This is a genomic window from Nocardia elegans NBRC 108235 (genome assembly GCF_001612845.1).
Classification (GTDB): Bacteria; Actinomycetota; Actinomycetes; order Mycobacteriales; family Mycobacteriaceae; genus Nocardia; species Nocardia nova.
This window is the reverse complement of sequence record NZ_BDBF01000035.1, coordinates 46,440-63,586: the sequence shown is the minus strand read 5'-3', so window position 1 is coordinate 63,586 and position 17,147 is coordinate 46,440. Positions and strand designations below refer to the sequence as shown.

The 17,147-nt window shown below is 67.5% G+C and carries 21 protein-coding genes and 1 pseudogene; 17 read left to right on the top strand and 5 right to left on the bottom strand.

The genetic code is table 11. From position 1 onward, the window contains the following. The first annotated feature begins 114 nt into the window (after positions 1–114). The 6 genes from NE2_RS23765 (at position 115) to NE2_RS23740 (ending at position 5,723) form a co-directional block, all read left to right on the top strand. The gene (locus NE2_RS23765) at positions 115–1,461 is read left to right on the top strand and encodes a family 1 glycosylhydrolase (RefSeq protein WP_063029557.1); all 1,347 of its coding nucleotides are present in this window, start codon (positions 115–117) and stop codon (positions 1,459–1,461) included. A 145-nt stretch (positions 1,462–1,606) separates the two neighbouring features. Continuing rightward, positions 1,607–2,176, top strand: coding sequence for a dihydrofolate reductase family protein (locus NE2_RS23760; protein ID WP_063029555.1), 570 nt, complete (start codon positions 1,607–1,609; stop codon positions 2,174–2,176). After that, entirely contained in the window at positions 2,173–2,547 is a 375-nt protein-coding gene (locus tag NE2_RS23755) for a YciI family protein (RefSeq protein WP_227462651.1), read from the top strand. The genes NE2_RS23760 and NE2_RS23755 overlap by 4 nt, the downstream gene beginning before the upstream one ends. A gap of 4 nt (positions 2,548–2,551) precedes the next feature. Beyond that, entirely contained in the window at positions 2,552–3,844 is a 1,293-nt protein-coding gene (locus NE2_RS23750) for an RNA polymerase sigma factor (protein ID WP_063029553.1), read from the top strand. Between the two features lie 255 nt (positions 3,845–4,099). Next, a complete protein-coding gene (locus NE2_RS23745; RefSeq protein WP_084494280.1) occupies positions 4,100–4,768 on the top strand; it encodes an MFS transporter in 669 nt (222 codons plus the stop codon). 106 nt (positions 4,769–4,874) lie between these two features. Further along, the gene (locus NE2_RS23740; protein ID WP_030513758.1) at positions 4,875–5,723 is read left to right on the top strand and encodes a 3-hydroxybutyryl-CoA dehydrogenase; all 849 of its coding nucleotides are present in this window, start codon (positions 4,875–4,877) and stop codon (positions 5,721–5,723) included. 56 nt (positions 5,724–5,779) lie between these two features. Here NE2_RS23740 and NE2_RS35910 read toward each other — a convergent pair whose 3' ends face one another. Continuing rightward, positions 5,780–5,923, bottom strand: a complete 144-nt coding sequence (locus tag NE2_RS35910) for a hypothetical protein (protein WP_157110964.1) — start codon at positions 5,921–5,923, stop codon at positions 5,780–5,782. A gap of 403 nt (positions 5,924–6,326) precedes the next feature. On the opposite strand from NE2_RS35910, the gene NE2_RS23735 reads away from it, so the two are divergent. Both NE2_RS23735 and NE2_RS23730 read left to right on the top strand, forming a co-directional pair. After that, on the top strand, positions 6,327–7,244 hold the full coding sequence (locus NE2_RS23735; protein ID WP_228816941.1) for a cutinase family protein: 918 nt from the start codon (positions 6,327–6,329) through the stop codon (positions 7,242–7,244). Positions 7,245–7,251: 7 nt separating this feature from the next. Next, positions 7,252–7,686 (top strand): hypothetical protein, encoded by a 435-nt coding sequence (locus NE2_RS23730; protein WP_146100606.1) that lies wholly within the window; start codon positions 7,252–7,254, stop codon positions 7,684–7,686. Here NE2_RS23730 and NE2_RS23725 read toward each other — a convergent pair. Then, the gene (locus tag NE2_RS23725; RefSeq protein ID WP_233429864.1) at positions 7,683–9,329 is read right to left on the bottom strand and encodes an acyl-CoA synthetase; all 1,647 of its coding nucleotides are present in this window, start codon (positions 9,327–9,329) and stop codon (positions 7,683–7,685) included. The two genes, NE2_RS23730 and NE2_RS23725, sit on opposite strands and share 4 nt — an antisense overlap. 176 nt (positions 9,330–9,505) lie before the next feature. Between NE2_RS23725 and NE2_RS23720 the strand changes: the two genes are divergently transcribed. Beyond that, a complete protein-coding gene (locus NE2_RS23720) occupies positions 9,506–10,366 on the top strand; it encodes an oxygenase MpaB family protein (RefSeq protein ID WP_084494290.1) in 861 nt (286 codons plus the stop codon). A gap of 51 nt (positions 10,367–10,417) precedes the next feature. Further along, entirely contained in the window at positions 10,418–10,591 is a 174-nt protein-coding gene (locus NE2_RS23715) for a hypothetical protein (RefSeq protein ID WP_156055502.1), read from the top strand. A gap of 50 nt (positions 10,592–10,641) precedes the next feature. Here the strand turns inward: NE2_RS23715 and NE2_RS23710 are convergent, their stop codons facing one another. Together NE2_RS23710 and NE2_RS23705 are read right to left on the bottom strand one after the other, a co-directional pair. Further along, positions 10,642–11,205, bottom strand: a complete 564-nt coding sequence (locus tag NE2_RS23710; RefSeq protein WP_063029549.1) for an NUDIX hydrolase — start codon at positions 11,203–11,205, stop codon at positions 10,642–10,644. Between the two features lie 49 nt (positions 11,206–11,254). Beyond that, positions 11,255–12,211, bottom strand: a complete 957-nt coding sequence (locus tag NE2_RS23705; protein WP_063909464.1) for an endonuclease/exonuclease/phosphatase family protein — start codon at positions 12,209–12,211, stop codon at positions 11,255–11,257. Positions 12,212–12,434: 223 nt separating this feature from the next. Between NE2_RS23705 and NE2_RS35170 the strand changes: the two genes are divergently transcribed. The 7 genes and pseudogenes from NE2_RS35170 (at position 12,435) to NE2_RS23680 (ending at position 16,688) form a co-directional block, all read left to right on the top strand. Further along, positions 12,435–12,605 (top strand): SDR family oxidoreductase, encoded by a 171-nt coding sequence (locus tag NE2_RS35170; protein WP_218018646.1) that lies wholly within the window; start codon positions 12,435–12,437, stop codon positions 12,603–12,605. Between the two features lie 95 nt (positions 12,606–12,700). Then, positions 12,701–13,192 (top strand): hypothetical protein, encoded by a 492-nt coding sequence (locus tag NE2_RS37265; RefSeq protein WP_063029547.1) that lies wholly within the window; start codon positions 12,701–12,703, stop codon positions 13,190–13,192. Continuing rightward, positions 13,107–13,286 (top strand): annotated as a pseudogene (locus NE2_RS36410) (nuclear transport factor 2 family protein); the annotation flags it as partial. The gene NE2_RS37265 and the pseudogene NE2_RS36410, both read left to right, overlap by 86 nt. 36 nt (positions 13,287–13,322) lie before the next feature. Continuing rightward, complete coding sequence (gene casI / locus NE2_RS23695; RefSeq protein ID WP_106958481.1) at positions 13,323–14,999, top strand: steroid-22-oyl-CoA synthetase; 1,677 nt, start codon at positions 13,323–13,325, stop codon at positions 14,997–14,999. A gap of 134 nt (positions 15,000–15,133) precedes the next feature. Then, complete coding sequence (locus tag NE2_RS23690) at positions 15,134–15,745, top strand: hypothetical protein (protein WP_063029543.1); 612 nt, start codon at positions 15,134–15,136, stop codon at positions 15,743–15,745. 84 nt (positions 15,746–15,829) lie between these two features. After that, a complete protein-coding gene (locus tag NE2_RS23685; RefSeq protein WP_063029541.1) occupies positions 15,830–16,252 on the top strand; it encodes a DUF7144 family membrane protein in 423 nt (140 codons plus the stop codon). A gap of 7 nt (positions 16,253–16,259) precedes the next feature. Continuing rightward, on the top strand, positions 16,260–16,688 hold the full coding sequence (locus tag NE2_RS23680; RefSeq protein WP_063029534.1) for a GAP family protein: 429 nt from the start codon (positions 16,260–16,262) through the stop codon (positions 16,686–16,688). On the opposite strand, the gene NE2_RS23675 is transcribed toward NE2_RS23680, so the two are convergent. Then, positions 16,666–16,890, bottom strand: coding sequence for a LapA family protein (locus NE2_RS23675; protein ID WP_063029604.1), 225 nt, complete (start codon positions 16,888–16,890; stop codon positions 16,666–16,668). The two genes, NE2_RS23680 and NE2_RS23675, sit on opposite strands and share 23 nt — an antisense overlap. Positions 16,891–17,147: the final 257 nt, after the last annotated feature.

The following is a 17,147-nucleotide window of genomic DNA, read 5'->3' as shown; positions in this document are numbered from 1 at the left end:
GCGAGCCGTCGCGATGCTCGCGGGTCGCTGGTGCGCCGGCGGAACCCATTGTGACGGTGACGTAGTGGTGACCGATCACCAGCGCGGACGGACTGTATTCGTTACCCTGGCTTGATGCGATCCCGGTTTCTGCGCAATGTCTCGGCCGTGTTCGTCGCTGTTGCGTCGGTGTTGCTGAGCGGCACTCCGGCCCTCGCCGGCCCACCGATGCGGGCGGCGGCGCTGTCGTCGCTCGACTCCGGTTTCCTGTGGGGCGTGGCGAGTTCCGGTTTCCAGTCCGAAGGACATGCGCCGGACAGCAACTGGACTCGCTATATCGCTCGCAATCCCGGCTACGAACCACTGCAGGATTCGGTCGACTTCGTCGATCGCTACGACTCCGACATCCGCCTGGCCGCCGATATGGGCATGCGCGTGTTCCGGGTCGGGATCGAATGGGCGCGGCTGCAGCCCACGCCCGGGAAGTGGGACGACAACGCGTTTCGCTTCTACGATTCGGTCGTCGACAGCATCGTGCGCGCCGGGATGCGGCCGATGATCACCCTCGACCACTGGGTGTATCCGGGCTGGGAGGCGGACCGGGGCGGCTGGCGCAATCCGGGCATGGTGGGGGACTGGCTGGCCAACATGCGCGCCGTCGTCGATCGCTACTCCTCGCGGAACCCGTTGTGGGTCACCGTGAACGAACCTGTCGCCTACATCCAGAACGAGGTGCGCGAGGGCGGCGCCGATGCCAACACGATGCTGACCGGGGTCGTCGACGTGCACAACGCCAGCTACGACTACATCCATCAGAAGCAGCCCGGAGCTCAGGTCACCGCCAACGTCGGATATGTCGCGGGTGCGGAGGATCAGGTCAACGGCGAGTTGGTCGACCGGATCGGCGCCCGGCTCGACTACGTGGGCGTCGACTACTACTTCGGATTCGACCCGGCGCAGTCGCTGTACAGCGCGATCGGACGGGCCACCGGTTCCGCGATGCCGCCTCTGCCCGGCCCGCGCATCTGGGAGATGCCGCTGCGCACCGAGGGTATCTACTATGCGCTGCAACACTATTCGCGCCGTTTCCCGGGCAAGCCGCTGTATATCGTCGAGAACGGCATGCCCACCGAGAACGGCCTGCCCCGCGGCGACGGCTACACCCGCAGCGACCACCTCCGCGACACCGTCTACTGGCTGCAGCGCGCCAAGGCCGACGGTATGAACGTGATGGGCTACAACTACTGGAGCCTCACCGACAACTACGAATGGGGCAGCTACACACCCCGTTTCGGCCTCTACACCGTCGACGTCCGCACCGACCCGTCGCTCACTCGCCGCCCGACCGATGCTGTCGGCACCTACGCGCAGATCGTCGCCGCGGGCGGCGTCCCCGCCGACTACCGCCCCACCCGAGCCCCGGCCCTCTGCATCTTCGTCGACCCCCCGGCCAGCTGCCTCAGCCCGGTCGCGGGGTCGTAGGCAAGTTCGGCTGTCTCCGGCCACCGGATCGCGGGGCCGCGGACGAGCGCGAAAAAACTTTCGCGATGATGTCGATTCCAGGGGTGTCCCGTTCGAGGGGTAGGTGAAGGGCTGAGAGGCAGCCCACCCCTGGAAGGACACAAGCATGCGCACAGTGGTGGCTTTCGAGCACATGACGCTGGACGGTTACGCCTCCTCCGGCGAGAACCTGGGATTCGAGTTCACGTTCCGCGCGTACGACGACGAATTGCAGGCGTATGCCGAGCACATTCAGGCCGACTTCGACACTGCGGTCTACGGGCGGGAGACCTATCTGGGGATGTTCGGATACTGGTCGCAGCATCCGAATGCCGACAGTTCGCCGTCCGAACGCAGGCACGCCGAATGGGTCAACGCCGTGGACAAGATCGTCTGCTCCACCACGCTGGAGTCGGCCGAATGGAACAACACCCGGCTGATCAGCAGCGACCTCGCCGCGCAGATCGAGGCGCTGAAGCGTGAGGACGGCGGCGTGATCGCGATCTACGCCAGTCCCAAGCTGGTGCATTCGTTCATCGATATGGGTCTGGTCGACGAGTTCCGCATCGTCGTCCATCCGGTCACGCTCGGTTCCGGCACGCCGGTGTTTCACGACAAGGCGAAACTGGATCTCGACCTGCTGGAGTCGAAGGCTTTCGGTTCGGGCGCGGTGTATCTGCGCTACCAGGTGCGATGAGGAAGGATGCGGACATGCGCTATCTGATGCTGATCCGTCTCGATCCCACGGCCGCGCCGACGCAGGGGCCGGATCCCGCGATGGCCGAGAATATGGGCAAACTGCTCGAGGAGATGACCAAGGCCGGCGTCCTGCTCGACACGGCGGGACTGCGACCGGTCGAGGAGGGCGTGCGGGTGCGCCAGACCGGTGGCAAGCAGAGCGTGCTCGACGGCCCGTTCAGCGAGTCCAAGGAGGTCATCGGCGGATACTGCCTCGTGCAGACCCGCTCGCAGGACGAAGCCGTGGAGTGGGGTTCGCGCTTCCTGCGGTTGCACGGGCCGGAATGGGATATCGAACTGGAGATCCGTCAGCTCGACGACCAGGCTTGACGTTATGTCCTTCCCCGAGGTGAGTGGCCGCCCGCACGATGGTGCCGACGGCCGCTCACCGGCGGCTCGGGCCGTCGAGGCGGCGTGGCGCATCGAATGGCCGAAGCTCGTGGCCGGACTCACCCGGCTGGTCGGTGATATCGCCACCGCCGAGGAATTCGCACAGGACGCGCACCTGGCGGCCCTGGAACAGTGGCCGCGCGAGGGGATCCCGCCGAACCCGGGCGGCTGGCTGATGCTCACCGCGAAACACCGCGCCATCGACCGGATCCGGCGTGACGCCACCTTCGCCCGCAAACTGCCGATGCTCGGACACGACCTGCTCACCGAACAGGCCGGCGAGCAACCGAACGACATCGATGACGACCTGCTGCGCATGGTGTTCACCGCATGTCATCCCGCGTTGTCGCAGCCGGCTCGGGTGGCATTGACGCTGCGCATGGTCGGCGGCCTGACCACCGAGGAGATCGCCCGCGCGTATCTCGTGCCGGAAACGACAGTGGCACAACGGATCGTGCGAGCCAAACGCACCATCGCCGAGAAGAAGCTGCCCTACGAGGTTCCGGCGGGTCCGCAGCTGGCCGATCGGCTGGAATCCGTGCTCGAGGTCATCTATCTGATCTTCAACGAGGGGTACGCCGCCACCTCCGGCGACAACTGGGTGCGCGCCGAACTGTGCTACGACGCATTACGATTGGCGCGCATCCTCACCGGGCTGATGCCCCGGGAGCCGGAAGCATTCGGCCTCGCCGCCCTCGTGGAATTGCAGGCCTCCCGGACCGGTGCGCGCAGCGACGCGACCAAACAGCTTGTGCTGCTGCCCGATCAGGACCGCAGCCGCTGGGATCAGCTGTCCATCCGCCGCGGTTTCGCCGCCCTCGGCCGAGCCCACAACCTGGCCGTGCGTCGTGGTGTTCCGCCGGGCCGCTACGCCCTGCAGGGCGCCATCGCCGCCGCGCACGCCATGGCCGCCACCTCCGAGGACACCGACTGGCGGCGCATCGCCGGCCTGTACGCCGTTCTCGCCGAACGTTTTCCGTCGCCGGTCGTCGAGGTGAACCGCGCCGTCGCGGTGGCCATGGTGCACGGCCCCGCCGCGGGCCTCGACCTCGTCGACGCGGTGGCCGCGACCGGCACACTCGACTCCTACCATCTGCTCCACGCCGTGCGCGCCCACTTCCTCTCGCAGCTGGACCGCCCGGCCGACGCCCGCGCCGCCTACCTGCGCGCCGCCGCGCTCACCGCCAACGCCGCCGAACAGGCGTTGTTGCGCGACCGTGCCGCCCGCCTGAATTAGGTCGAGTGTCGCCGGGCGCCTTCGATTTCCGGCGGCGCCACCGCGTCGATACGCGTTGTCAGGGTGGTGCGGTGAGTTCTCCGGAGGCATCCGAACGGTAGCCGCTCGGCCTGTGGGCCGGGCGGCGTTGTGAGCAGAGTTCCCGCCGGTCGCTGAGCGACCGGTGCGGTTGGCGTCTCACAACGCCGGACGATGCCGGATTCTTTCGCCGGGCGCCCGCCTACGTGTGCGCCCAGTCTCCTGGAGTACTTCCTCATGCCCCCTGTGGTTTTCGTGCTGGCTGTCGCGGTGTTCGCGCAGGGCACATCGGAGTTCATGGTGTCGGGACTGCTGCAGCGGATCGCCGACGATGTCGGCGTCTCGCTCGGCGCCGCCGGTTTGCTGACCTCGCTGTTCGCCGCCGGAATGGTGGTGGGAGCGCCGGTGATGGCGATGACCGCGGGCCGGTTGCCGGTCTTCGGCGCCGGCTCGTTCCTCGGTGTGACGGTCACCGGTCGCTACAGCGACCGCCATCGGCGCCGGATCGTCCGCGCCGGAACGGTCCTGCTCGTCGGAGTCTGGGTGGTGGCCGCGCTGGTCGCACACACGCTGATCGGGGTGACGGTCATGTCGGTGGTGGCGGGCGCGGTCGCGTTCGGCGTCGGCTCGACACTGATCGCGACGATCGTGCAGACCGCTACGCCGACCGCTCCCCGGATCGCCGGCGCGCTGGCGACCACCGCCTTCAATATCGGTGCGGTACTCGGGCCGGTCGCCGCCGGTTCGACCGTCGATCACACCGGTCGCCCGGCCACCGCGTTGTGGTGCGGTGCCGCCTTCACCGCTGCAGCGCTGGGTGTCGTCCTGCTGGAACGGAATCGGCGCGTGGCGAGCCGATCGAGCAGCGATATCGCCGATCGCTCCCCGTCGCGGCGTGACAGGTGACGGAGCGGTTGCCGGGTCCCGAATTTGCCCGCAACCTGTTCCAACTACCCGAACAGCGATAATGAGCGCGAAAGTGTTCGAAACCGAGATGGTGGGAGAGACGACTGTGAAGCTGATCGGTGTGATCGGTGGCGGAACCATGGGTGCGGGAATCGCCGAGGTATGCGCGAAGGCCGGGAGCGAGGTTCTCGTCCTGGAGACGACTCCGGACTTCGCCGAGGCGGCCCACAAGCGCATCGAATCGTCGATCTCGCGGGGAGTGACGAAGGGCAAGATCACCCAGGACGAGGCCGACGCCGTGCTCGCCCGGGTACGGGTAACCCTCGACATCGAGGAGTTCGCCGATCGCGACCTGGTCATCGAGGCCGCTCCGGAGATCGAGTCGCTGAAGTACGAGATCTTCGGCAAGCTGGACAAGATCGTGAAGCCGGCCGGCATCCTCGCCACCAACACCTCCTCGATCCCGGTGATCAAGGTGGCCGGAGCCACGCAGCGTCCGGAGCAGGTCGTCGGCCTGCACTTCTTCAACCCGGTGCCGGTGATGCCGCTGGTGGAGGTGATCTCGACGCTGGTCACCTCGCCGGAGACGGCCGCCGCCGTCACCGACTACGCGAAGAACACCCTGCACAAGACCACCGTGCAGGCCGGTGACCGCTCCGGATTCATCGTCAACGCGCTGCTGATCCCGTACCTGTGCCAGGCGGTGCGGATGCTGGAGTCGGGCTACGCCAGCGCCGAGGACATCGACGCCGCGATGAAGGGCGGCTGCGGCTACCCGATGGGCCCGCTCACCCTCCTCGACACCGTCGGCCTCGACATCGCGCTCGCCGCCGCCGAATCGCTGTACGGCGAATTCGCCGAGCCGCACTACGCACCCCCGGCGCTGCTGCGCCGCATGGTCGACGCCGGCCGCCTGGGCCGCAAGACCGGTCGCGGGTTCTACGAGTACAACTAGCGGCGGCAGCCCGCGTTCCCGGTGATATCCGACCGGGAACGTGGGCTCGAGCCGAATCAGATGTCGGGATCCTCGCTCTGGTCGCGGGCGGGTCCGGGCCCGGCCAGTGTGCCGGAGCGCTCCGGCGGCGCATCGACTGTGCGCTTGCCCCGGGTTTCCTGGTCGTCCCGCTCGGCGTCGGTGTTCTCGGGGTGACTCATGCCGTGCGCGTACCCGTTCGGCGGCTGTCGAATCGCGAGCCCGCGCCGACGCCCCGGACTGTTCTCGACGGCACAAGACGGAACCGCCCGCAGGCAAGGCGCGGGCCAGAAGTTACTCCTCGTTCTTACTGGATCTGCTCGCGGGCGCGAGATTGCCTTCTTGTCGTGCATGACGGAAGGTGAGATCTCGGTGTGGCGGCCTCATCGACCGGCAATCAATGTCACTGTCGTGGAGCTCTTCTGAACTTCCGGACGCCGGATTTCGACGTGGGCGAATTCGTGCGAATCCGGCGACACTCGGTCGATGGGAGTGATAAGTTATCTATCATTCTCTCACCAACGACACCGCGCCACCGGACGCGGAGGTCGCGGCAAAGCTGCCGAGTGCTTCGGAGGTGTCACCTTGTCTCCGTCTACACGCTGGAAGTCCCTCGCGGCCGCCGGGCTGGTGGCGGTGACGTGTGGCCTGGCGCACTTCGGCGGTGGCGCCCCCGCCCACGCGTCGCCGAGTTGCCCCGGCCTGTATGTGCTGGCCGTGCCCGGCACGTGGGAAACCTCCGACGTCGATCCGCGCACAGGGATGCTCGCGGCGAGTGTCGATGCGCTGCCGGGCGACGTCGGGGCCGGCTATATCGCATACACCGCGACCGCCTTTCCCTGGGAGGGTGAGGTCTACGGCCGCTCCAAGCGCGAAGCCGTCGACAAAGCCCGTGCCGCGGTCGCCGCGGTGGCAGGGTCGTGCACCGCGACCCGCATCGCGATCGTCGGCTACAGCCAAGGCGCCGATGCCGCGGGTGATCTCGCGGCCGAGATCGGCACCGGCCACGGTGTGGTGGCGCCCGACCGAATCGCATTGGTGGGCTTGATCTCCGATCCTCGCCGCGCCCCCACCGACACCCTGATCGGTCCGCCTGTCGTCGGGGCCGGCGCGGGCGGCCCGCGCCCTGGCGGATTCGGTCTGCTCGGTCCGCGGACCTACACGTTCTGTGCGGCCGGAGATCTGTACTGCGCGATGCCCGACGGCGATTTCGCCGGCCGTATCGCCGGATTCTTCGTGGAGATCTCGAATCCCGATCCCGCGATGTTCGACCGGTACTCCCGGGATGCGGGGGATCTTCTCGATTCGGCGCTGGCCGCGGGAGGTCTCGGCCTGCTGGCCGGCCAGCTCGACGCGAACGCCGTGGACGAGCGCAAGGCCCAGATCGCGGAGTTCGTGAATTCCGGTGTCCACCAGAGCTATCCGTTCTACGTCGTCGGGCCCGACGGCGAGACGGCGCTGTCCTGGCTGCGCCGGCAACTGGTGGATCTGATAGGCAGGTGAGGTGGGTATGCGGGAAACGGCCGATCGTGGTGCGGTGGCGATCGTCGGTGCGGACGGGCCGCTGGGAAGTGTGATCGATCGCGTCTGTGGGCAGCAGTCGGTGGCGGTGGTCGGCCGCGTCACTCGCAGAGGCTGGGTGATCGACGGGCCGCCCACGGTGGTCATCGACGTGGGTTCTGCCGAAAACCTTTGGGACAGTGCCGAATTCTGCCAGCGGTGGGGCAGCGCCCTGCTGTATTGCGCGGCGAACCCGGATCCCGGCGGATTCACCCGGCTGCGTGAATTGAGCGCAACCGTACCGGTGGGACTCGCCACGACCCTTGCCCGACGGGATACCGGGCTCGAGTTGCTGGCCGCGCAATTGCTCGGTGTCGCCGGGGAACTCGCGTCGGCGGTCCCCGGCTGGTATCCGATGGCGGATCGGTTCTTCGCGGCGAACTAGTCGGAGGGTGCGACGCGTTCGGATTCCAGCTGCCGCCGCAGCAATTTCCCGGTCGCGTTGCGCGGCAGTTCGTCGACGAAGACGACATCGCGCGGAACCTTGTGGCGGGCCAGATTCGCCTTGACGTAGTCGCGGATCTGCTCGGCGTCCACGTCGGCTCCGCCGGCGCGAACGACGAAGGCCCGCAGCCGCTTTCCGAAGTCGTGGTCGTCCACGCCGACCACCGCGGCCTCCGCGACGTCGGCCCGGCTCACCAGCAGGTTCTCGACCTCGAGAGGGTAGACGTTCTCACCGCCGGAGACGATCATGTCGTCGTCGCGGCCGTCGACGAACAGCCGGCCGTCGGCGTCGAAATGCCCGACGTCGCCGCTGCACAACAACCCGTCGACGATCTCCTTGTGCTGCCCGTCGGTATATCCGGTGAAGCTGAGGCCGCTGGAGACGAAAATCGTGCCCACCACACCCGGCGTGGTCACCGGATTGCGGTCGGAGTCGTAGATCGCGACCCGGCATCCGACCGGCGGCCGGCCGACCGTTCCCGGCGCCTCGCGCATATCCCGTGGTGTCGCCACCGCCGCCACCGCGACCTCGGTAGAGGCGTACAGGTTGTAGAGCACGTCGCCGAAGACGTCCGCGGTGCGGCGACTCAGATCCGGTGAGATGGACGAACCGGCGGCGAAGATCACCTCGAGCGACGACGTGTCGTACCGCCGCAGCACCGACTCGTCGAGATCGACGATGCGCTGCAACATCGTCGGCACCAGCACGAGGGTCGCGGCGCCGTATTCGGCCACCGCGGCGAGCGTGCGTACCGGATCGAACTTGCGCTGCCGGAAGACGATTCGATTACCCAGCGCCCAGCCCAGCGTGCACTGGGACAGCCCGGTCCCGTGGAAGATCGGCGCGGCCATCACCATCGTGGCATCGCGCGGCAGTGGTATCCGGTCGAGGAACTGGGCCGACTGCAGCGGGGAAACCTTTTCCCGCGGAGCGCCTTTCGGTGTTCCGGTGGTCCCGCTGGTGAGAATCACGAGTCCACCGGGGCGCGGCGGCGCCGGTACGGGGTCGGTGGAATGCGGCCCGGCCTGCGCGTAGATGGTGGTGAGGGCGGAGGTCGCGTCGTCGTCCCAGGTGAGCAGCCGGGGGATGCCGGCCGGAACTGCGCGGGCGCGGTCGACGAACTCGCTGTCCAGGAGCAGAGCCTCGATCTTCTCGCGGGTGACGACCTCGGCGAGTTGCGGGCCCGCGGACCCGGTGTTGAGCAGCACCACCCGGGCACCCAGCTTGCCCGCGGCCAGCAGGCTCAGAACCATGCCGCGGTGATCGCGGCACAGTACGGCGAGTACGGATCCCGGCCCGAAACCGCGCGCGGCGAGCCCGCGGGTGAGTGCGTTGGATTCCCGGTCGAGGTCGTCGAAGGTGAGGGTGCCCCGTTCGTCGACCAATGCCGGCGCCGTCGGATTGCGGCGCGCGGCGTGGGCGAGCACGGTGACGAAGGGGCCGTATGTCCTGGCGTCGCGCGCGGTGCGCACGATATCGAGCGGATGCCACGGGTCGAACATGCCGCGCCGCCGCAACACCGACGCGGCGGCGAACGCGTCACCGACGGACCGGACCAGCTCGCTCGCAGAACTCGACAGCACCACACAGACCTCGATCCCAGCTCGGCCGGCGAACCCTTCGTATCGCGTCGCCGGATCGATTCAGAATATACATTCACATATTGCGGGGTGGCCCGGTTTCGGGGGCATTGCCGTCGACCTTCGAAAGGTGAGAAGATGAGACGTCTAATGTCTCAGTGACCCTCGGAGTGATACGTATGAATCGAGCCGCCCGAACCGCCGCCGCGGCCCCGACGCCGGATGCCGGACTCGCCCGCCGGCGGCAGTACATGGCCGGTCCCGCGGCATTGCTGGGCGGCCCGGCGAATGTCGTGATGCAACTCGGTGTGCCGCCGGTCGGCCGTGGAGTCGTCGAAAGTACCGTGGAGAGCGGCCAATACGCGCGGCATCCGCGCAAGCGCGGTCGCACCACGCTGACCTATCTGGCGGTGGCCATGCTCGGGACCGAAGAAGACCGTGCCGCCTACCGTGCCGCCGTGGACACCTCGCATCGGCAGGTGCGTTCGCGTCCCGGCAGCCCGGTCCGCTACAACGCCTTCGACCCGCAACTCCAGCTCTGGGTGGCCGCCTGTATCTATCGGGGCGTCGATGATTCGACCCGGTTCTTCTACGGAAGAATCGACGATAACTTGGCGGAGGAGTTCTACCGTGAGTCCGCACGCTTCGGCACCACCTTGCAGATGCCGGAACGGCTGTGGCCGCCGGACCGGGCGGCCTTCGAGGAGTACTGGAACGCCAAGCTGGGCGAGATCTCGTTCGACGACGAGGTTCGCCGCTATCTGCTGGATCAGGTCATCGGCCTGGGGCCGTACGGCCGTGTCGAGCGAATCGCCTTCGCGCGGGTCAATCGCTTCTTCACCACCGGCTTCCTTCCCCAGCAGTTCCGCGACGCGCTGGGGCTCGGATGGGGGCCGCGGCGGCAGCGCGCCTTCGAGATCGTGATGCGAACCATCGGAACGGTGCTGAAGCGCCTGCCCGAACACTGGCGCAGCTACCCGTTCGACGGGTACCTCGAGGATATGCGGCGGCGGCAGGCGCTCGGAAAATCGTTGGTGTAGAAGACGGTCAGGTCGGTCCGCCGTCCCTGCGAGAGGGATACCGTGGTTGTCATGCCTTTCCGCGTATACACGACAGCGAGTGGGCCGGACCGAGAACAGTCTTTCCCCGACCCGGAGGACAATTTCAAGTTCCTCGAGGGGGGAGTGCTGGCGGTCTACACGGCGGCGAAGTACACGTATTTCGCCCCGGGGTACTGGACGCACCTCGAAGAACACAAGCCCTGAACGTTTCCCGTCGGCGGATTCGGGTGCGTAGTCGCGGGCAGCCGGGGCTGTTACCGCGCCGCCAGCGCGCTGCGGAGTTTGGTGAGGAACCGGCTCAGGTGGGGGTCGGATTCGGGGATGGCGTCGTCATCGATGTCCCACCATCGCCCATCGGCGAATTCTCGTGGGTCTAGTGCGAAGGGGCGTTCGCGGTCGCCGCGCATCACGTACCACAGCGAGACGTCGCGGTGTGGATGCGCTCCGACGGTCCAGGTGATGGTCAGAAACAGGGGGCGTTCGCCGACAACGGTGAAATCGGCCTGCGTTCCGAGTTCCTCGGCGGCCTCTCGTCGCGCTGTGTGCAAGGGATTTTCGGCCGGGTCCACGTGACCGCCCATCGGCAGGTGCAGTCCGGACTTGCGATGCGCGCCGAGCAGCACGGCGCGGGCATCCGGATCGACGACCACGACATACGACACCAGGTGCTGCGGGGGTGTGGCGGGAGGTTCCCGCCGGAAGATGTCGTCGGTGCCGGCGAGCCAGGACAGCGTCTGCTCGATGTGTTCCTGCTCCAAGGGGTCCAGCGGTGTGATCGCTGCGACGATGTCCGCGACGACTGCGGTGGCCGGGTGCATACGCGGACGATAGCGGCGAGTACCGACAATCGGCCCGAACTGATCGGGGCTAGTGCGGACGGAGGCGCAGTTGCGCGATGAGCGCCTTGTGATCGGCCCCGGACAGGCGGAACGTGTCGACCGTGTCCGCGCGGCCGTCGGCGACCAAAATGTGGTCGATGCCGACCAGGGGTGGCCAGCGCTTGTCGGTGGGATAGGTGACGAGGTGGCCGGCGCCCTCCTGTTCGGCCGCGTCGTTGAACCGGCCCGAGAGCATCGCGCGGAATTGGGCATGGTCGAAGGTCGCGTTGAAATCGCCGCCGACGATCACCGGCCGATCCGCGGGCGAGCGGTCGAGAATGGCTCGCAGCCGGACCAATTCGTCGGCCCACAGGTGCGTTCCGGAGATCGGGGGCACCGGATGGAAGGCATAGACGGTGACCGGTCCGGCTCCCGGGACGGTCGCGGTCGCGGAGAGCTGGTTCAGGACGAATCCGTCGTATTCCACCGTGTCCGAGAGGGGATAGGCGCTCCAGATCCCGGTACCGGTGGCGGTCCGCCCGGGCGACAGATACCGATGCGGCAGCAACCGGTCCAGGCCCACGCCCTCGAGGGCGCGCACCGCGGCCGGAGTCAGTTCCTCGACGGTGAGGATGTCGACCTTGCGGTCGCGCACCTGCTCGATCAGCGCCTGCGGATCGGCGCCGTCGAACAGCAGATTGGCCTGCATCACCGTCACCGGCGTGCCGTGGTCGCCTGGAGAGTGGCCGACATACAGCGGAGCTTGCGTCCAGATCGCAACGCCCACAACGGCAATGGCGACCGCGACCCCGGCCCACCGCTTCGCGGCAGCGAACAGCGCCACCCCGAGCAGTGCGGCACACATCAGGTACGGCGCGCCCGACGCCGCCAGAACCAGCCACCGGGACTCGGTTCGATTGAAATGCAGAGCCACACCGGCGGCGCCCACCAGGGTCGCGACCACGGCAAGCGATTCGAGCGCGATCCGCGCCCACGCCGCTCTCACGCGCCCGACCTCCGTACCCCGGACCCGACGATCGCCCGTCGCGCGGCCTCATTCGTCGTCGGCGCATGCCGCAGGCACGACACGGAGGGGTAAGGCCGTTCGGCCGTCGTCCGCCGAAGATTGTCGTGCTCGTCTCCGACTGGGGGCGTCCCATGCGCGTACGGCTCGGGCAGGGGGAACGGCACGGCACTCCCGTCGATCGATCGGCTCACGGACGTGGTGAGTGTATTCGTTCCTCGCGGACGGGTTTTCGGCCGTCGACCGCCTCGCCGCGCAGTCTCCGCTGGAACGACTCGGCACCCCCGAGGACATCGCCGAAGCGGTCGCCTTCCTCGCGGGCCCCGGTCGCTGGATCAACGGTCAGGTCCTCTTCGCCAACGGCGCCATCGCCTGAGGCCCACCCAGCGGGAGGATTCGCCGGAAGGACCCGGCGAGCCGCCACACTCTTGCCATTCTGAGCGGAGGACTCGCCGGAGTGGAGGTGGGCGAATGGACGAGCCGGGTGCCGAGGCGCCGAGACTGCGCGAACTCGGTGCGGACCCGGACGCCGTGCTGCGGCTGATCCGATACTTCGACGGTTTCGACGAATCCGACGCCAACGCGGATGCGGTGGTCCGCGCCGCGGCGTTACTGGCCGAATGTCCGGCGGGGGCGAGGTGGCCGTCCGGCACCACGATTCGCTACGACGCGGCGGGGCGTCCGCTGCCGGCGGTGATGTCGCCGCCGGAGGTGATCGGCGAGCCGGCGGTGTGGCTGGAGCGGGCCGGCGCCGCGCACGCCCTCGACGCGGTCCTGGTGGATCGGCTGCGGCACTGTCTGCGGGTGGTGGCGGTGCGGGGTTCGGTGGCGGGGCCGACGGGTCTGGACGATCCCGCGCTGCTGGAGGTGGTGTTGTGTCGACGACACCGCGGCCGACTATCTGGTCGTCTTCCGGCAGCTACCGCTGTGGCCCGTCGACGCGGAAGGACGGATCGTCGGTGAAGACTCGTATCACTCGGGTCCGGTCGAGATCCGCACACCGAGTTTCGGCGAATTGCCGGGCGAATACATCGAACTCGTGCACTCGAAGGCGTGAAATGGCCAGACTCGGCTGATGGAAGGCGATACGGAAATGACTGAACTCTCCCATGCGACCGCGGCCGTGCGCCGCACGGATATCGCGACCATGCTGCTCGACCGGCTCGGAGACGAGCGGCTCGGACTGCGCACCCGCGATCGGGATTGGACCTGGGACGCGGTGGTCCGGGAATCGGCCGCCCGAGCGGAGCTGGCGCGCTCACTGCGCCGCGACGGGCCCTTCCATATCGGGGTCCTGCTGGACAATGTTCCCGACTTCGTGTTCTGGCTGGGTGCGGCGGCCTTGGCGGGCGCCACGGTCGCCGGCCTGAATCCCACCCGCGGAGACGCTCAGCTGGCCTCGGATATCCGATACGTCGATTGCCAGCTGATCGTCACCGACGCGGCCGGGATGGCGCGACTGCGCGAACTGGATCTCGACCTTCCCGGCGACCGGTATCTGCTGGTCGACGACCCCGGTTATGCCGCGCTCGTCGACGCCCATCGCGTCGAACCGGCGGCCGCGGGCGGTCCGGACGCGCTGATGCTGCTGCTGTTCACCTCCGGCACCACCGGAACCTCGAAAGCGGTGAAATGCAGTCAGCGCCGCCTGGCCATGATCGCGTACGCGGCGCGGGACAAATTCGGTCATGTGCGCGACGATGTCGACTACTGCTGTATGCCGCTGTTTCACGGCAATGCCATCATGGCGTTGTGGGCGCCCGCGCTGACGGTCGGCGCGACGGTATGTCTCACACCGAAATTCTCTGCCTCCCAATTCCTTCCGGATGTTCGATATTTCGGCGCGACCTTCTTCACCTATGTGGGCAAGGCGCTCGGATATCTGCTTGTCTCACCCGAAACACCGCAGGACGGCGACAACAGTCTGGTGCGCGGTTTCGGCACCGAGGCGTCGGTGGCCGATCAGGCCGAATTCCGGCGCAGGTTCGGCGCCGAATTGTTCGAGGGCTACGGTTCCAGTGAGGGCGCGACTTTGGCGGCACTGGATCCGAATGCCCCGCCCGCCGCCCTCGGCCGTCCCGCGCATGCCGGTGTCGCGGTGGTGAATCCGGATACGCTGCGCGAATGTGTGCGTGCGGAACTCGACGAATACGGCCGGGTCCGCAATCCCGACGAGGCGATCGGCGAGATGATCGACAAAGCCGGCGCGTTGGCCTTCGAGGGCTATTACAAGAACGACGCCGCCGATGCCGAACGCATTCGCAACGGCTGGTACTGGACCGGAGATCTCGGCTACATCGATTCCGAGGGATTCCTGTATTTCGCGGGCCGCAAGGGTGATTGGATTCGCGTCGACGGTGAGAACACCTCTGCCCTGATGATCGAACAGGTCCTGCGCCGCCATCCCGCGATCGTCGCCGCCGCCGTGTTCGGCGTCCCCGACCCGCGATCCGGTGACCAGGTCATGGCCGCAGTGGAGGTCGCCGACCCGGATTCGTTCGATGTGCGCGAATTCGCCGAATTCCTCACCGCGCAAAGGGATCTCGGCACGAAGGGTACCCCGCGACTGCTTCGGGTGTCGGCGAATTTGCCGGTCACCGGGTCCAACAAGGTTCTCAAGCGCCGACTGCAGGAGCAGGCGTGGCGCACCGACGATGCCGTCTATCGCTGGATCGGCCGCGGCGAACCCGCGTACGACCGCATGACGCCGGCGGACAAGCAGGCGTGGGAGGCCGAATTCGCGACCTACGGCCGGGAGCGCATGCTGTAGCGGCACGAGGCCCGGCAGCGGGCCCGCGGGTGCCGGAATTCGCTCGTACATTCCCCGTGCTCGCCGGTAACTGGGCGGTTACTGTGAAGCTGCGGCACCGTCGCGCACGCGGTTCACGGTCGAAAGGGGTCGTGATGAACGGCATCGTGGTTGCGCTCGTCGGGGCTCTGCTCTGCTTCTACGGCATCAGATCGGTACACCTGGGGATCCTGGCGATCGGATTCGGCATCGGGTGGCTGGTCGCGGATCTGTTCAATCCGTCGTTCCTGTGGTTGCTGCTGTTCGGAGCGATCGGCGCGCTCTCCTCGTGGGTGGTGACCTCGCTGATCTTCCGTTTCGCGTCGTATGTCATCGGCGGGCTGACCGGCGCGATGGTCGGCGCCAAATTGGCGTCGGTGCTGCAACCGGGAGACAAGAACTGGGCGCTGAGCATGATCGTGATCCTGGCGGTCGGTGTGGCCGGCGGTTTCCTCGCCGACCGATTCCGGGCCCGGGCACTGCTGTGGCTGACCTCGATCGGCGGCGCGAGCATGGTGCTGAGCGGGATCGGCCGCACGAACGATCATTTGTCGTTCCTGCGGGCGCCGGCTTCCACCTGGGAGCAGATCTTCTCGGCGCTGGCCTGGATCGCGCTCTCGGCGGCGGGCTGGATCGTGCAGCGCCATCTGTTCGCCGAGAAACTCGGTATCGACCATCTCGCCGGTCGGCACAAGAACGACGGTGGCGCGGTCGCCACCGGGAAGTAGCTCGCACTTCATCCGATTCGGGTGAGGTGAGCCGGGTTCACCTGCGCGACAGTCATCGGCAACCCTGCTCGGAAGGAGTCGGAGATGACAACCTCGTCGCAGCACCGGGCGCCGGCCCACAGCCACCCCGTGCGGCAGGGCTTCGCCGCCGGGACCTCGATCGGCGCCGCGGTCCTGCTCGTCACGGTCGGCATTCTGTCTATCCTGCAAGGGATTTCGGCCGTGGCCGACGACACCCTGTTCGCGGCCGGGCCCGATTACGTCTACAAGGTCGACCTCACCACATGGGGCTGGGTCCACATCGGACTCGGGATCGTGCTCGTGGTGTGTGCGCTGGGCCTGATGACCGGAACCGCGTGGGGCCGCGGTGCGGCGATCGGCATCGCGGCCCTGTCGATCATCGCGAATTTCCTGTGGTTGCCCTGGTATCCGTGGTGGTCGCTGATCGTGATCGCCCTCGACATCGTGGTCATCTGGGCCGTCGCCACCTGGCGCCCGCAGATGTGATGCGCAGATGGGCGCTGTCATCGGCGATCTGCTGCCCCTGGCAGTCGGTGTCGCTCTCTCGCCGATCCCGATCGTGGCCGCCATCCTGATCGTTCTCTCGGCCAATGCCGCGCGGGCCGGGACCGGCTTCGCGATCGGCTGGCTCCTCGGGATCGTCGTCGTCACCACGATCTTCGTGTTGTTGTCGGGAACGATGTCGGATACGGAGGACGAGCATCCGTCGACGGTGACCGCGTGGATCAAGATCGTGCTGGGCATCGTGATCTCGGCCGGGGTGGCCATCGGCACGAGTGGGATCGGCGGTGGCCGGCAGGTGATCGCGGTGGTGGTGTTCACCGTGATCGCGGCGGCCAGTGTGCTGGCGGTGATGGGTGCCGTCGTCCCGGGAAAGGGAATCGGCGGACTCCGACCGGTCAGCGCCGGCTGCGCCGGGTGAGCAGGCCCACGATCCAGCCGACGAGGAACATGATCAGCAGAACCAGCCACATCGGCGAGCTGATGGTGACGGTGAGGATGTTGATGTCGACGCGATGATGGTTCTGCACGACGAAGATGACGGCCAGCACCGCCAGCACGATCGCCACCCATTGGCGCGCCGAAATGCGTGACAGCAGGGAAGGTTTGGCGGTCCTATCCATAGCGTCCTCCTGGTACTCGTCGGTGACACGATTGCCGAGGCGGCAGCGCCGCATGCCGTCGAGCCGATGATCTCGGGTGCGAGGCGTGCGGGCTTCACCCGTAGGAGGTGATCTCCGCTCGGACCGGTGCGTGCATCGGGCGATGCGGCCGCGGCAGTCATGCTCACCCGTCTCGGGTGAGGTGATTTCTCGACGCCGCTGGGAGGGTCGCAGACGAGTCGACACAACCACAGCCTTCGTGCAGATTGGGGTGCGTG